This is a genomic window from Elusimicrobium minutum Pei191, from assembly GCF_000020145.1.
Taxonomy (GTDB): domain Bacteria; phylum Elusimicrobiota; class Elusimicrobia; order Elusimicrobiales; family Elusimicrobiaceae; genus Elusimicrobium; species Elusimicrobium minutum.
The window spans coordinates 1,467,545-1,481,935 of record NC_010644.1 but is presented as its reverse complement, the minus strand read 5'-3'; the positions used below and the strand labels follow the sequence as shown (position 1 = coordinate 1,481,935).

Genomic DNA, 14,391 nt, shown 5'->3' with positions numbered 1-14,391 from the left:
TTAATGGCGAAGAAGAAAATAACATCTGGCAGGCTTAAACAATTTTTTGCGCTGGCGTTGGTTGCCTGTGCTGTTATAGCCATGCGTCTTATAGACATTCAAGTAATACGCCACGAGTATTATAAACAGCAGTCCGAACGTAACAGAACACAAACACTTTACCAAGTAGCGCCCAGGGGGCGTATATTTACTTCTGAAGGTATCGCTATAGCGCAAAGCAGTCCTGTTTTTTCCCTTTATTTTTTCCCGAGCAAGAACAACTCAGACAATGAGTATATAGCTTCGGTAGCTCAGGCCGTTTCCCAGGCGATAAAACAACCTTACGAGGATATTACAAACAAATTTAAAAGAGCGGTAAAAAGCGGCAAGGCTTCCAAAATAGCGGAAAACCTTTCCGCGGGAAATATTTTAGCTTTATCAGAGCTGCAAATACATTACAGCGGTTTGTATATTATTGAAGAAAGCAAACGGGAATATCCTTATAAAAATATGGCAAGCCATCTTATAGGGTATATGAGCAGTATGGAAGGCTCGGTCTGGCGTGACAGAGACCAAAGCCTTGACTACAGGTTAGATAGTAAAGTCGGCCGTTTTGGTATTGAGAAGAAATTTGAGAAATATTTAAAAGGCTCGGACGGCGGAATATTTTTAGAAGTTGACCACATGGCAAGACTGCAAAGCGTTATTGAAGATAAAAAAGGCCGTCCGGGTGCTGATGTCCACTTAACGTTAAAACATGATTTGCAAAAAACGGCGGAAGAAAGTATTGCCTCATCCAAAACTGGACGAGGTGCGGTTATAGCCATAAATCCTAAAAACGGCGCTGTTTTAGCTATTGCCGCCGCGCCTTCTTTTGACCCTAATATTTTTGTTCCTTACGAACATGAAGATACGGAAAAATTAAGAAAAGATATTAAAGAATTTAACTTAGCCGTACAGGGCGTTTACCCGCCTGCTTCCACTTTTAAAATAATAACGGCTATGGCAGCGTCCGAAGCGGGTAAACTTAATACGGAAATCACCTATAATTGCCCCGGTTATTATGACATAGGTTCAAGGGTTTTTAAATGCTGGACAAGGCACGGTATCGTTGATTTTTGGCGGGGAATGGCGCAATCATGCGATACTTATTTTTATATTTTGGGCGGGCTGGTAGGCTCTGTCGCTATTGAGAGGATGCAGCGCGAGTTCATGTTCGGCTATCCTACGGGTATAGATATTCCGGGGGAAAGAGGCGGCAATTTATTCGGCCCTACAAGAAGGGCAAGAAACAGGACTTACTGGTTTCCGGGCGATACCTTAAACCTTGCAATAGGGCAAGGGGAACTTTTGGTAACGCCTATTAAAATGGCGCAGATAACGGCAGCCGTTGCGAGCAGAGGTAAACTGTGGCGTCCTTATTACCTGGACAGAATAGTTTCCCCGGAAGGAGAAGTACTTCTTCAGGAAGAACCTAAGCTTTTAAGAGAAGTTGCGGCTAAAGAAAAAACCTGGGATATAATTTTTAAAGCTTTAAAAGGCGTTGTTGATAACGGCACCGCTAAAAGCGTTAAGTTAAAAGGGTATGATGTTTACGCTAAAACGGGAACGGCGCAAAATCCGCATGGCGATGACCACGGTTGGATGATAGCCTTTGCCGCGCCTGAAGGAAAAGAGCCTGAGATAGCGGTTGTTGCTTTTGTTGAGTTCGGTAAGTCCGGTTCCGGCGCCGGCGGACCTATTGTGCGCGCGATGCTTAAATCTTATTTTGGCATTAAAGAAAATGTAACAAAAGAGCAGGTTTTTGTAGTTGGCGATTGATTTTTATTTTTTACGGAGCTGTTTATGTTAAACCAAAATTCTTACGGAGCGGACCAAAATATTAAAAGAACCCGTGTGGATTATTTCTTTATCGGGGCTATCTTTTTGCTTGTGCTCATAGGAACAATATGTATTATGAGCGCTGTTGCTGATACGGACCTTAGCTCTGTTATCGTAAGAAAACAGCTTATAGCGCTGCCTTTGGGTTTGGGGGCTTTTTTGATAGGCTGGTTTTTTAATTACCAAATTTATTCGGAGCAATGGAAATGGATTTACGGATTTGTGTTGTTTCTTTTAATAGCGGTGCTTATTTTCGGCACTTACCAAAGGGGTTCAAAATCTTGGTTTGTTTTTCCGTTTTTTTCATTCCAGCCTTCTGAAATATGCCGTGTGGCCACGCTTCTCATAGCCGCCGCTTTTTTAGAAAGAAACGCCCGCAGAATAAAAGAACCTATAGTAATGGCGGGAGTTTTTTGTTTGGTAGCGCCCATCTTTTTACTTATTATGAAACAGCCCGATTTTTCATCTGTTGTAATTACGCTTCCCGCATTGCTCGCGCTTTTATATTGCGCGGGCGTAAATCTTTATTATTTGGTTTTAATATGTTTGTTTGGTTTTTTCGCGGGCATATTTCCTATTTTATGGACTTATTTGCAAATGTATCCGGAGCTGGCCCAAAAAAGTTTTTTATGGGCTACTGTGGGGAAAATGTCTACTAATTATTTTTATATGGCAGGGTTTTGCGCTTTTGTGATAGCCGTTTGTTTGGGTGTTTGGTGGACATTAAAACAACTTAGAATGCCTGTATCGGCGGCTGTTTGCCTGCTTGCCGGCGCTGTAATAATAACAGGTTTTCTTTGCGGGCTTATAGCAGATAAGCATATTAAGCCTTACCAAAGAAAACGCGTGGAGGTTTTTTTAGCCCCAAAATCGGACCCTAAAGGAGCCGGTTACAATGTTTTACAGGCGCAGATAGCAATGGGTTCGGGCGGAATTTTGGGCAAAGGTGTATTTTCAGGCACGCAGTCCCGCCTGGGTTTCGTGCCAGAAAAACATACGGACTTTATTTTAGCCGTAGTGGGCGAGGAACTAGGGCTTTGGGGCACCTTGTCCGTTTTGGGGCTTTTTCTTGTAATATTATGGCGTATTGTGTTTATAGCGTATTGCGCCTGTGATTTTTACGGTTATTTGGTATGCAGCGGTATTTTTAGCATGTTTTTTATATATTGTATTGTTAATTTCGGAATGCTTATAGGACTGGTTCCCGTGGCGGGCATTCCGCTGCCGCTTATTTCATACGGCGGTTCAAATTTTGTGGCAAGCATGTGGGCGCTGGGAATAATACACTCGGTTTATTCCAGAAGAATAACTTTTATTTAAAAGTATGTTAAAAATTTATAAAATGCGTATTAGGTACGCGCGCGGTAAATATATGCAACAGGGCGAAATAAGCGCTGCGTGGCGTGACGCTGTTTTAAAATCCGCTCTGCCTTACGCCGCGGCGGAAAAAATTAATAAAAGCTGGCCCAGACTTACTTTTGGGCCGCCTCTAGCCCAAGGGGTTTTAAGCAACGCCGAATACGTGGATTTATATTTTACGCAAAATGTTAAAGAAAGCGAAGTAAAACAAAATATTTTATTTGGTTCTGATAAAGGAATAAAGATTTTGGAAGTAAAAAGCATTCCGTACCAGTTTCCTTCAGTGGCAAATTTGACGGACGCGGTTGAGTACGAAGTTCGGGGAATACAAAAATACAACCCCGTAAAGTTGGAAGAATTTTTGAGCGGTAAAAATATTTTTATTACGGTCAACCAGGAAAATATCAGCCTTGAAATTGATATTAAGCCTTATATTTATAAGGCACTGGCAGACGGAGACACTTTAAAAATAATACTTCAAACCGTTAACGGTAAATCCCAAAGAGTTGAGCTGTTTTTAGCCAGGTGGCTTAATTTGGATTTTCCTTTACCGGGCGAAGGTTTTAAAAAAACAGAAGTAGAAATTATTAAACAAAAGTTATATTACGCTAACTCTCTTGGCGGGTACAGCGAAGTATAAGAGGAATTTTTTATGAGTAAGACATCGACGGGATTAAAAGTGGAGGTGTTAGCCAACACCTCTTTTGAGGAAACAAGAGTTGCGATTGTGGAAAACGGAAGGCTTGCCGAACTTATGTGGGAGCGCAGAGGCGCCGTAAACATAGTAGGCAATATTTATAAAGCTACGGTAGAAAATGTTTTGCCCGGCATTTCAAGCGCGTTCGTAAATATCGGTTACGAGAAAAACGCGTATTTATATATTTCAGACGTGTTGGGAGATGAAAAGAAAAATATTGAAAAAGTAATTAAGAAAGGGCAGGAAATTATGGTGCAGGTCGTAAAAGACGCGATAGGCACAAAAGGCATGAAAATTACAATGGACGTAACGCTGCCGGGCAGATTTTTGGTTTTAACGCCGCACCAGAGTTTTGTGGGCGTGTCAAAAAATATTGAAGACAACCAGGAAAGGCATAAATTAAACGACATGGTGCAAGAACTTGCCGAGAAATATCTTCACGGCATGGGCTGTATAGTGCGCACAGAGGCTGAAGAGGCTACCAAAGACGAACTTGAAAGGGAAGTTAAATACTTATACCGCCAGTGGCAAAGTATTTTAAATAAATTTGAGACTTTACCTTCACCTTCTATTTTGCATGAGGATATGGATGCGGTTTTGCAGGTATCGCGCGATATTTTATCTGAAAATATAGAAGTTTATTACCTTGATAATAAAAAAGATTATGAGAATGTTTTGGATTTCGTTTCCAAAAACTCGCCTGAACTTAAAGATAAAATAAAACTTTATAAAGGCAAAACGCCGATATTTGAAGCCTTTAACATTGAGTCGGAAATAGATAATTTAAGGAAAACAAAAATTTCTCTTCCCAATGGCGGTAGTATTATTATTCAGGAGGCCGAATCTTTGTGCGCCATAGACGTTAATACCGGTAAATTTACTGGCAGCAAATCGCAAGAAGAAACTGTTACCCAAACAAATATTGAAGCCGCCCAGGAAGTCGCGCACCAGCTTCGCCTTAGAAACATAGGCGGCATTGTGGTTATCGATTTTATTGATATGAAAAAGGCGTCTAACAGGCACCGTGTGGTAGAAGCTCTTGCCGATGCTGTTCACAGAGACAGGGCCAAAATAAGAATTTTACCTATTACCCGCTTAGGCCTTGTTGAAATGACAAGAGAAAGAAAAAAAGAAAGCACAGGCAGCCTTCTTACAGAGGAGTGCCCGCAGTGCCATGGTTCAGGCAGGGTGCTTTCGGCCGAGAGTATGCGCATTAAAATACAGCGTGAGATTTACGATTTAACCCAAGGGCGCCCAGGCGGTAATTTGCGAATAGTTCTTCACCCCGAACTGGCTGACCAAATTAAACACCAGCAAAGCGTTATCGAGCAAAATATACACCGCTCCATGAAAATACAGTCCGACGCGCAGCTTTCCTGGGAAGACTATAAAATAGTTTTAGAATAAATAAGAGCAGCTAAATGAAAAAGGTTTTAATAAGCTTTGTACTTTTATGTATGTCCGCTTTTGCTTTTTCCAATGAAGTCAATATTTTTGACAGCGGAAAAAGCAAAGGTTCGGTTAGATCATACATAAACTACTCCACTGTTTTTGTAGACGCCCAGGCTATGGCCAAAAAACTAGGCGGCGAAAGCCAGTTTTTTGCCCAATCTAAACAAATGCGTATTAAAATAAAATCTTTTACCGCGGTTATCAACGCCGGTAAAACGGAAATCATTGTTAACGGGCAGCAGGAAAAACTGTCTTTGCCTGCTGAAATTACAAAGTCAAAAATTTATATTCCGGTTGATTTTTTTCTGCATAAAGCATTATCGGAAGCATTGGGAAGACAGCTTCTTTTTTCAGACGGGAAGTTTTGCCTGGAAAGGTTTTATAATATTGAATATTTAAATTCGGAAACATTTAACACGCATTCAATAGTTGTTTTTGACATGAAAAAAGATTTGCCTTTTACAAAAACGGTTAAAAACAAACGTGTGGCGGAAGTAGAAATTCAGGGCGGTATTTTTAAACGTATAGGAACAGTAAGGTTAAAAGATAAATTTATAAATAATTTTACCGTAAAAAAATGCGGCGATAATGAATGTATACGTTTTTTAACCTCCCCAAAGACTGACGGCTGGAGTTTGGAAAAAGAAGGGCGTAACCTTGTTTTTAAAGCTTGGGAAAAGGGGTTTGGAGCCGCTGCTGCGGACGCGTCTTTACCTGCCGTTAAACGAGAAGACAACATTTCCCAATCTGATGACGAAGACGACGACGGGGAAATCTTGGCGGAGGACAGTTTTTTCTCATCCTCAGCGGTCGTAATAGCGAGGGCAAAACCTTCTGCCGTGCAAACAACTTCTAAAAACACAAAACGTAAAATGAAAATCGTTATCGATCCCGGCCACGGCGGTAAGGATCCCGGCGCTACAAGAAAATACAGCTCAACGGAAAAAGATATAAACCTTTGGATAGCGAAAGAGTTGTACGCTCTTCTCAAGAAAAAAGGTTTTGACGTAAAACTTACTCGTGATAACGATACTTTTCTTGCGCTGAACCAACGTTCCAAAATATCTAATGAGTTTGATGCTGATTTGTTTGTTTCCATACACGCCAACGCTTCAAAGAAAACTGCCGCGCAGGGGTTTGAAGTTTATTTCCGCTCGGAAAAAGCCACAGACTCCGAAGCCGCCGAAACCGCTGCGTTTGAAAACGAAGCCTTACAGTATGAAGATACAAAAATTAACCTTGCTTTCGCTGATAAGCTGCTTCAATTTTTAGCGGTTAATGAATATATTAATGAAAGTTCCAAACTGGCGGGGCATGTGCGCAACAGTGTAAAAGCAACCGCGGGCACAGGGATAAGAGTTAACCCCAACAGCAGCATAAAACAGGCTAATTTTTATGTGTTAAAAGGCGTTGATTCACCCGCTATACTTGTAGAGTGCGGGTATATAAGCAACCCTTCAGACAGAAAACAGCTTAACACCAAGGCCGTAAGGAATAAACTGGCGGAAGGTATTTATAAAGGAATACTTTCTTACGCTAAAGCCGAAGGATGGCAATAATTTAAAACCCCCGTTTTTAAAACGGGGGTTTTTATTTTTATCTTCTTTTAAAAATCATAAAACCATTTAAGAACTTAAATGAAAAAAGGACCTATCGTTAAAATAGGCCTTTAGACCCTGGTTTTACCTGCAAAATTTAATTAAAGTATAGTAGAGCAATGGAGATACCATGAAAAATACTTTAAAATTCCTTTTGGCGCTCGGCGATTCAAAAATGGTTATTATAGACAACGAGAAAGGACCTCACCATATTTATACTGCCAAGCCGGATACAAAGCAAAGAGAAAATTCCTTAAAAAGAATAGCGCAAACTTTCTTTATGGACTGATTTTATTCCCTAAACCCCTCCTTTTAAACCCCTTGATAAACCCCAAGGGGTTTTTCTTTTGATACAATTTCTTTATATTCAAAAACGGAGATTTTATGAAAAAAATATTTTTATTTATTTTTATCTGTTTGTTCGCGGCTGGGCTGAGCGCGCAAGATAAAGAAACGCTTAAACCTATAATGGCCCGCAACTTAACTACCGAGCAAGACTTCTATAACGCTATAACAATTTTTTCAAGAACACATGACCAAAATCTTATGTTTGCTTCGGCAGCCGCGCTTATTGATTCCGTGCCTCCCGCTAAGTTTGAAAATAATATTTTAAGCGTTATTCTTTCCCCTACGGCTGATTCTATTAAAGTATTTTTCGGTGCGGTTATTTTATCTTCTATGGACTCTGGCAACAAGGACCTTATTGATATTGTAAGCAGCGGCTTAAGCAGCCAAGACTCCATTGTAAAAGGTTACGCAGCCGCAAGTTTGGCTTTATTAGGCGGGCTTGATAAAAAGAATGCGGATTTGATTATCGGTCTTTACAGCTTTGACAAAGTGTTTGCTTTAAAAGCTTTAAACGCTTTAACCGGCTACAAAGAAAAAGAGCTTGTTAAATTGGTAAAAAAAGCGGCTAAAAGTAAAGACAGTTCCGTAAGAAAGGGCGCCGCGCAGATGCTTGGCACTTTTACCGGGGAGGACAGTACAAAAGCGCTGTTTGCCATGCTTAAGACGGAAAGTGACTCAGACATTATTTCCGATATAGCGTTTTCTTTAAGCAGAAGACCTGATTTAGCCGCACCGGGTATAAAGAAATGTCTTTCAACGGACAGTTCCAAAAAAATTGCCTTAGGATGTTCTTTAACACTGGGCTTTATGGAAGCGGACGGTATTGATATTATTAGAGAAGGGTTAAAGAGTTCTGATGAAAATACCAGGATAAATTCTTTGCGCGCCGTTTCCGTAAAAGCAAAAGCGTTGTCTGAATATAAAGGTAAAATTGCCGATATGGATTTGGAAAAGCAAAATTTAAAAAGTTTAATTCCTTTAATAGCGGCTATGAAAAATGACCCCAGTAAGAAGGTAAGCGAAATTGCCGAACAAACAGGAAGGGCTTTTATTAATTTATTGTAGTTAAAGAAATAAAAATCCCCCCAGTTAACCGGGGGGATTTTTATTTAAAACTAATTTTTATAATATTTGATAATAACTGCAAGGTCCCGTTGAACTGCACCCTGTGCTTGATAATTTACCACCCAAAGATTTGCATACCCCGTGCGCCCTTTTATTTTCATTATAGGCGTAACAATATATTTTGCCGTTGCTTTTTCCGTTATCTAAGGTTACTCTTAATAAAAAATCCTTAAGCACTTTTGAGTTGCGTCCGTAAACCGCCCAAGTAGTGCTTGGCGTGTCGGCCACTAAGTTAAAATAATCACCGTTGGAATATGAGCGGCGGCTTGTTGTGGAGGAACTGCTTCCGGAGGGCATTTCAACGTCTAAATTATCAAAATCCAAGGTGTACTCCCCCGTCATAAGAAAATACCTTTCCTCGGCGTCTTTAATAGCTTTACATAAAGGCAGCAGGCCTATCAGGCGTGACTTGTCCGCAGTTTTTTGATATTGGGGTAAAGCTATGGCGGCCAAAATACCTATAATAAGAACTACCACCAAAAGTTCTATTAAGGTAAATCCTTTTTTTATATTTGCTTTCATTTGAATATTATACAAACATTAAAAATAAAATCCCGTTAAATTTTAACGGGATTTTATTAAAATAAGGTGATTATGAAGCGGATCCGCAGCACTTTTTGTATTTTTTACCGCTGCCGCAAGGGCAAGGGTCGTTGCGTCCTATTTTTTCATCATCGCTTTTTACCACGGTTTGTATTTTATGTCCGTTTTGATGTTCTTCTTTAAGTTCGGATTCATGGGCTTTTATCCACTTTTTCATCTGTTTGATGTTTTTAAAATCCACGCCGTCTTTTTCCATGCGTTTGGCAATTTCAATAAACCGCGCTTTAACGGCAGGGTCAGACATTTGTTTTTTTACAGGTCCCGGTAAAGTGGCAAATTCGCGTTCTATTTTTTCTTCAATAGATTCCTTTTTTCCCGGTTGGGTTTTTGCCTGGTCGGCCGAAGATGTGTTTTGCTTTTGGGCATCTTCTTTTTTCTTAAACGGATTCCAAATCATTTGTTACTCCTGTGAATTTACAATTTGAGCTACTAAATTTTTTATGATTTTGGCTTTTTCAAAGTAATCGGCTGTTCTTTCTATAACTACTCTGTTTGGATGGCCTTGCCAAATATCTAATATCTTTTGGTCAACTTCAAGCGCCTTTTCCAATGTTTCGGTACGCACGCTTGTTTCCTGGTAAAAACTTTTATCCATAGGGGGGGAAAGGTGTATTACCAAGTCGTATCTTTTAAATTCGTTTTCTTTTGTGGTGTTCATTTCTTTTAAAAAATCTTCCACGCCGTAAGGCCAATAAACCGCACCGTCAAGCGTTCCTCGGTCGCATACTATTACGTTAGCGTTCGAAGTTTCCTGCGCCAAGGCTTCAAGTTCTTTGGATACAAAATAAATTATGCGCTGTCCGTGAAACGTATGTCTGGGGGAATTGTCTTTCCTGGGATAACCGCCGCTGTAAATTAATGTAGCCGCTTCTTTAACAAGTTCAACTTTTTGGCCGAACGCCTCTTTAAGTATTGATAAGGCCGTTGTTTTACCGCCGCTCGGGCCTCCGGTTAATGCAATTGTTTTTTTCATAGCTCGCCCTCTTGGATGGTGTCTTCCGGCGCATTTTCGATATGCGCAGGGGTTTTTAGTTTTTCATCTAACTTATTTAAAGTTTCCAAATATTTATCTCTGGCAACTTCAAACTCTTTCATTTTGTCTTTAGCTATTTCGCTTACTGCGGAATTTCTGTTTTTCATTTTCAAGAAATCCTGAAATTTGCCGTGTTCGCTTATTCTAAAATCCAAATGCGGTCCGGTGCTTAATCCCGTGGAGCCTACATACCCTATAACTTTACCCTGCTTAACCTTTTCCCCTTTTTTAACATTAAAACTTTTTAAATGCCCGTAAGTGGTTACAAATGAGTTAGCGTGCTTAACTTCTATATAATTGCCAAAACCGCCCTTCCAGCCCACAAAGGTTACAACGCCGTCGGCTATTGTTTCAACCGGCGTGCCCACAGGCGCGGCGTAATCAATGCCTAAATGCGGGCGTCTTATGCGAAGTATGGGGTGCATTCTGCGCGGATTAAAGCGCGATGTTATTCTTACACCTTTAAAACTTATCGGTGATTTTAAAAACATTTTTTTTGTTACTTTGCCGTCTTTGTCGTAAAAATCACCCTCAAAGCCGAACGCGTAGTTTTTGCCGGCCATACCGCCTTCATATTTTGCGGCAAGTATATGCTGGTCAACCACCATTCCGGTAACGGTGTAGTCTTCGTCCCAAATTATGCTGTACGTGTCGCCTTTTCTGGTTTCGGAATTAAAATCGATATTCCAAGAAAAAATGTCCGTAAAAGCCACTATTAAAGGCACAGTCATTCCTTCGCTCTGCATGGAGGCGAATAAAGAACTGTATATGGTGCCGTAAGCCGTTTTTTGCCTTGTTTTTACTTCTATGTCTATAATTCCCGCGATTAATTCACCGTCTTCAAGCGCGGCTACATAATACCTTGTTAAATCGCGTGTTACCACAAGCATTTTAAAGGCGTTGTCATCGCCGGTAACAAGCATAAATGAATCTTGCGGTCTTATTTTACGCGTATGCATTACAGTATCAAGTTTATTTACTATGTTATAAATAAGAATTTTATCTAAACCTGTTTGTTCAAGGTGGTTATAAAGAAGCGTCTTTTGCATATTCTGTTCGCGTACAGAGGTATTAGGCGGCGGTATAATAGCGTTTCTTTGCGCTTTTTTATCTCTCATTATTAAGAAGATAGCAATGGAACATAAAACAATACAAAGCAGCATTAAGTAGAAAAGCCCTTTTTCTACTTTAGAATAACAGATTTTGCAAAAGCTAACCGTATTTTTTATTTTTTCTTTCATGGGTTATAAAAACTTCAGGCGGGGATAGAATCCCCGCCGTTTTAGTATTAATTATTTTTGGTCTTTAAGAAAAGAACAAAGCGCTATCGCGTTTAATTTTGTGTTGGGAGCGTCCGCTCTTGACGGTAAAATAACCGGTATTTTAGCTCCTACAAGTATTGTGGCCGCTTTAACACCCTCGCCAAAGAATGTAAGCGCTTTATAAAGCGGATTGGCCGCGTCTAAATCAGGCAGGACGCAAAGGTCAACGTCGCCCGGTATTTCGGCGTTTTTAATGCCTTTTTCAGCCGCAAGTTCTTTTGAAAACGTCATGTAAACGTCATAAGGTCCTTCAATAACGCAGCCTTTGATATCGCCCTTTTTATTCATTTCAACCAAGGCGGCGGCGTCAACCGTGCTGGGAATTTTTTCATTAACTTTTTCCACGGGGCAAACCATTGATACTTTGGGATTTTCAACACCTATTTTATTAAACACGCTTACGGCGTTATTAATAATTTTTACTTTTTGTTCAAGCGTGGGGGAAATTAATATAGCCGAATCCGAAACAGCGAACATTTTTTTGTATTTCGCGGCTTCAAATAAAACAAAGTGCGTAAGTATGGCTCCTTCAGGGACGAGGCCGGCCTCTTTATTTAAAATAGCTTTCATGTAATATTTGGTGTCAACTAAACCTTTTACCAAAAAGTCGCCGTTGCCTTTAATAATTTGTTCAACCGCTAAGTTGCACATTGTAGGAACGTCGGCGCATTCTATAAATGTAAATTTATCTTCTTTTAATCCTATGGCGGACATCATTTCTTTAACCTGCGCCTCGGGGCCTATTAAAATACCGCTGCTTATAAGTCCGTTTTCATCAGCCATTTTTATAGCTTCTAACGCTTCCGAGTTGTTAGCGCCGGGCACTACAACTCTGTTCGATTTGCCTTTGACCTGGGTAATAAGGTCGGTGAAATTTTTGAATTTCATTTATTTAATTCTCCTAAGTTTTATTTATATTGTTTAATTATTTCAGGGTTTTCCAAAGCGCGCGCGGCGGCTTCTTTTAAAGCGGCCTTTTCATCGCCTCCGGGATACACAAAAAATTTATCCGTAATAAATCCTGTTCTTTCCTTTATCATATTAACTAAATATTCATTATAGGCAAGCCCGCCTGTTAAAATAATAGCGTCAACATCCCCTTTAAGTACGGTAGCCATAGCGCCTATTTCTTTTGAGATTTGGTAAATCATGGCGTCAAATGCTTCCTGCGCCGCTTCTCTTGAACAATTGATTGTTGAGCCGGGCTTCTTTTTCCCGGAGGAAATATAATTATATAAATCCGCAATATCGGAAGTGCCCGTATGCGCTATCATGCCGCCGCGGCCGCGCATTTTTTTACGCAGCTCCTGTATTGTATACTGCCCGCTGAAACACATTTCAACAAGCTCTAAACTGGGTAAAACGCCGCTTCTTTGCGGAGTCATCGGGCCTGCGCCTTCAAAGCCGTCAGACACGTCTATAACTTTACCTTTTTTATGTGCGCCCACACTTACGCCGCCGCCGCCGTGCATTACTATAAAGTTGCATTCTTTATACTTTTTGCCCAGTTCTTTGGCTGCGGTAATAGCCACGCGTTTTTGGTTTAAAGCGTGAAAAATTGATTTTCTTTTTATTTCTTTAAATCCTGTGTATCTGGCAAGAGGCTCCATTTCGTCCACTACCACAGGGTCCGCTATAAAACATGGTTTGCCCAAAGATTCGGCGATTTCACGCGCCAAAATACCGCCCAGATTGCTCGGGTGATGGCCGTTATAACCCCTTTTTAAATCGGCAAGCATAGCTTCGTTAATTGTATAAATGCCGCCTTCAATATGTTTTAACAGCCCGCCGCGGCCGATAACGGCGTCTATTTCATTTAAATTGATTTCATGTTTTTTTAAAACGTCTAATAAAAATTTTCTTCTTAAAGGAATTTGTTCGGAAAGTTCTTTGCCTGCAAATGAATCCAACTCTTCTTGAGAATATCTTGCTGATTCTTCAAATACGGTTTTTGGGCCTTTGTAATAGCCTATATCATCCGAGGTTGACCCTGGATTTATAACTAAAATATTGTGTTCCATATTTCACCTTTTCAAGCCGTGTCTAATGAATATATATAATCATTTTAACAAATTAAGGAATTTTTTAATAATAAAAAGCTGTTTTTTTGATAATGACGAACTTTTTAAAATATTTTTTATAAGCAGTTCCCGGTCAGTTTTTGTAAGCTCTTTTTTAAACTCTTTCCTGTCAAATAATTCCAAAATATCAGCGGTAAGCAAATCAATATCTTTAAAAGAAGGCAGGTTCGTTTTTTGCTGTTTTAAAGTTTTAAAATTTTTTGTTTTTGCTGTTTCATAACACACAAGATTAACCGCCTGCGCCAAATTTACAGAAGGCTGTTTTGTTGTTGTTGGTATATTTAAAACAGCGTCGCAAAGTTCAATGTCTTTTACGCTAAGACCCGTTTTTTCGGAGCCGAACACAACGGCAATTTTGCCCCTTTTAATATGGTTGTTTATATTTGGCAGCGAAACAATTTCTTTTTGTGTGTTTCTGTTTTTCAGGCTTGTCGCGGCGAAGGCAAAATTGCAGTCGGCAAGAGCGTCTTGCAAATTGTCAAAAATTTTAGCTTTTTTTAATAAATCCTCAGCCCCGACGGCAGCTTGCGCTTCCTCCAAATTAGGGATATGCGCGCCTGCGATTCTTAGGTCGCTTAACCCGAAATTTGCCATAGCGCGCGCGGAGGCGCCTATGTTATTGGGGTTTCTCGGTTTTACCAGTATTATCGTTATCATTTTTTTGTTTTGCCAAACCTGTAAAAGAAACTATAAAAATTACTATAAGAAGTATAAAAATAATTTCCACCGGGAACGGGTGTGAATGTAATCCTATACCCGGGTTAGCTTCAACGTAGGAGCTAAACGCACCCCATTTAAAAAGCATGGTAACTATGCCGGCCAAAGAGCCTATAAACATTATCTTAAAAGTTTTAAATACGGCTGATATAAAAACCATCAAAACTATAAGATAAAAAAAGAGTTCGGGCATTTC

15 protein-coding genes are annotated in these 14,391 nt (G+C 40.0%); 7 read left to right on the top strand and 8 right to left on the bottom strand.

Going from position 1 to position 14,391, the window contains the following annotated elements:
• The first annotated feature begins 3 nt into the window (after positions 1-3).
• The 7 genes from mrdA to EMIN_RS06985 all read left to right on the top strand — a co-directional run bounded on the left by mrdA (position 4) and on the right by EMIN_RS06985 (position 8,379).
• The gene (mrdA, locus tag EMIN_RS07010) at positions 4-1,800 is read left to right on the top strand and encodes a penicillin-binding protein 2 (protein WP_012415543.1); all 1,797 of its coding nucleotides are present in this window, start codon (positions 4-6) and stop codon (positions 1,798-1,800) included.
• Between the two features lie 24 nt (positions 1,801-1,824).
• Positions 1,825-3,180, top strand: coding sequence for an FtsW/RodA/SpoVE family cell cycle protein (locus tag EMIN_RS07005; protein WP_012415542.1), 1,356 nt, complete (start codon positions 1,825-1,827; stop codon positions 3,178-3,180).
• A 22-nt stretch (positions 3,181-3,202) separates the two neighbouring features.
• Positions 3,203-3,859 (top strand): DUF2344 domain-containing protein, encoded by a 657-nt coding sequence (locus tag EMIN_RS07000; RefSeq protein ID WP_187146161.1) that lies wholly within the window; start codon positions 3,203-3,205, stop codon positions 3,857-3,859.
• 12 nt (positions 3,860-3,871) lie between these two features.
• On the top strand, positions 3,872-5,323 hold the full coding sequence (locus EMIN_RS06995; protein WP_012415540.1) for an Rne/Rng family ribonuclease: 1,452 nt from the start codon (positions 3,872-3,874) through the stop codon (positions 5,321-5,323).
• Between the two features lie 14 nt (positions 5,324-5,337).
• A complete protein-coding gene (locus EMIN_RS08465; protein WP_012415539.1) occupies positions 5,338-6,927 on the top strand; it encodes an N-acetylmuramoyl-L-alanine amidase in 1,590 nt (529 codons plus the stop codon).
• 169 nt (positions 6,928-7,096) lie between these two features.
• Positions 7,097-7,255 (top strand): hypothetical protein, encoded by a 159-nt coding sequence (locus EMIN_RS08940; protein ID WP_012415538.1) that lies wholly within the window; start codon positions 7,097-7,099, stop codon positions 7,253-7,255.
• Between the two features lie 95 nt (positions 7,256-7,350).
• The gene (locus tag EMIN_RS06985) at positions 7,351-8,379 is read left to right on the top strand and encodes a HEAT repeat domain-containing protein (RefSeq protein WP_012415537.1); all 1,029 of its coding nucleotides are present in this window, start codon (positions 7,351-7,353) and stop codon (positions 8,377-8,379) included.
• A gap of 57 nt (positions 8,380-8,436) precedes the next feature.
• Here EMIN_RS06985 and EMIN_RS09540 read toward each other — a convergent pair whose 3' ends face one another.
• From EMIN_RS09540 to EMIN_RS06945, 8 genes are all read right to left on the bottom strand, one after another.
• Entirely contained in the window at positions 8,437-8,961 is a 525-nt protein-coding gene (locus EMIN_RS09540; RefSeq protein ID WP_012415536.1) for a type IV pilin protein, read from the bottom strand.
• 70 nt (positions 8,962-9,031) lie between these two features.
• Positions 9,032-9,439 (bottom strand): SEC-C metal-binding domain-containing protein, encoded by a 408-nt coding sequence (locus EMIN_RS09535; RefSeq protein WP_012415535.1) that lies wholly within the window; start codon positions 9,437-9,439, stop codon positions 9,032-9,034.
• A 3-nt stretch (positions 9,440-9,442) separates the two neighbouring features.
• Complete coding sequence (locus EMIN_RS06970) at positions 9,443-10,015, bottom strand: ATP/GTP-binding protein (RefSeq protein WP_012415534.1); 573 nt, start codon at positions 10,013-10,015, stop codon at positions 9,443-9,445.
• Positions 10,012-11,316, bottom strand: a complete 1,305-nt coding sequence (locus EMIN_RS08455; protein WP_012415533.1) for a M23 family metallopeptidase — start codon at positions 11,314-11,316, stop codon at positions 10,012-10,014. The genes EMIN_RS06970 and EMIN_RS08455 overlap by 4 nt, the downstream gene beginning before the upstream one ends.
• Positions 11,317-11,367: 51 nt before the next feature.
• Positions 11,368-12,285, bottom strand: coding sequence for a phosphate acyltransferase (locus EMIN_RS06960; RefSeq protein WP_012415532.1), 918 nt, complete (start codon positions 12,283-12,285; stop codon positions 11,368-11,370).
• A gap of 20 nt (positions 12,286-12,305) precedes the next feature.
• Positions 12,306-13,418 (bottom strand): butyrate kinase, encoded by a 1,113-nt coding sequence (buk, locus tag EMIN_RS06955; protein WP_012415531.1) that lies wholly within the window; start codon positions 13,416-13,418, stop codon positions 12,306-12,308.
• A gap of 39 nt (positions 13,419-13,457) precedes the next feature.
• The gene (locus EMIN_RS06950) at positions 13,458-14,135 is read right to left on the bottom strand and encodes an RNA methyltransferase (protein WP_012415530.1); all 678 of its coding nucleotides are present in this window, start codon (positions 14,133-14,135) and stop codon (positions 13,458-13,460) included.
• Positions 14,095-14,388, bottom strand: a complete 294-nt coding sequence (locus EMIN_RS06945) for a hypothetical protein (protein ID WP_148204468.1) — start codon at positions 14,386-14,388, stop codon at positions 14,095-14,097. Before EMIN_RS06945 ends, EMIN_RS06950 begins: the two co-directional genes overlap by 41 nt.
• Positions 14,389-14,391 lie beyond the last annotated feature (3 nt).

Bases quoted from the DNA above. Each gene is read 5' to 3' on its own strand.
- EMIN_RS09540 (WP_012415536.1), bottom strand. From the start codon at position 8,961: ATGAAAGCAAATATAAAAAAAGGATTTACCTTAATAGAACTTTTGGTG.
- EMIN_RS08465 (WP_012415539.1), top strand. From the start codon at position 5,338: ATGAAAAAGGTTTTAATAAGCTTTGTACTTTTATGTATGTCCGCTTTT.
- mrdA (WP_012415543.1), top strand. From the start codon at position 4: ATGGCGAAGAAGAAAATAACATCTGGCAGGCTTAAACAATTTTTTGCG.
- EMIN_RS06995 (WP_012415540.1), top strand. From the start codon at position 3,872: ATGAGTAAGACATCGACGGGATTAAAAGTGGAGGTGTTAGCCAACACC.
- EMIN_RS06970 (WP_012415534.1), bottom strand. From the start codon at position 10,015: ATGAAAAAAACAATTGCATTAACCGGAGGCCCGAGCGGCGGTAAAACA.
- EMIN_RS07000 (WP_187146161.1), top strand. From the start codon at position 3,203: ATGCGTATTAGGTACGCGCGCGGTAAATATATGCAACAGGGCGAAATA.
- EMIN_RS08940 (WP_012415538.1), top strand. From the start codon at position 7,097: ATGAAAAATACTTTAAAATTCCTTTTGGCGCTCGGCGATTCAAAAATG.
- EMIN_RS06960 (WP_012415532.1), bottom strand. From the start codon at position 12,285: ATGAAATTCAAAAATTTCACCGACCTTATTACCCAGGTCAAAGGCAAA.
- EMIN_RS06950 (WP_012415530.1), bottom strand. From the start codon at position 14,135: ATGATAACGATAATACTGGTAAAACCGAGAAACCCCAATAACATAGGC.
- EMIN_RS07005 (WP_012415542.1), top strand. From the start codon at position 1,825: ATGTTAAACCAAAATTCTTACGGAGCGGACCAAAATATTAAAAGAACC.
- EMIN_RS06985 (WP_012415537.1), top strand. From the start codon at position 7,351: ATGAAAAAAATATTTTTATTTATTTTTATCTGTTTGTTCGCGGCTGGG.
- EMIN_RS06945 (WP_148204468.1), bottom strand. From the start codon at position 14,388: ATGCCCGAACTCTTTTTTTATCTTATAGTTTTGATGGTTTTTATATCA.
- EMIN_RS09535 (WP_012415535.1), bottom strand. From the start codon at position 9,439: ATGATTTGGAATCCGTTTAAGAAAAAAGAAGATGCCCAAAAGCAAAAC.
- EMIN_RS08455 (WP_012415533.1), bottom strand. From the start codon at position 11,316: ATGAAAGAAAAAATAAAAAATACGGTTAGCTTTTGCAAAATCTGTTAT.
- buk (WP_012415531.1), bottom strand. From the start codon at position 13,418: ATGGAACACAATATTTTAGTTATAAATCCAGGGTCAACCTCGGATGAT.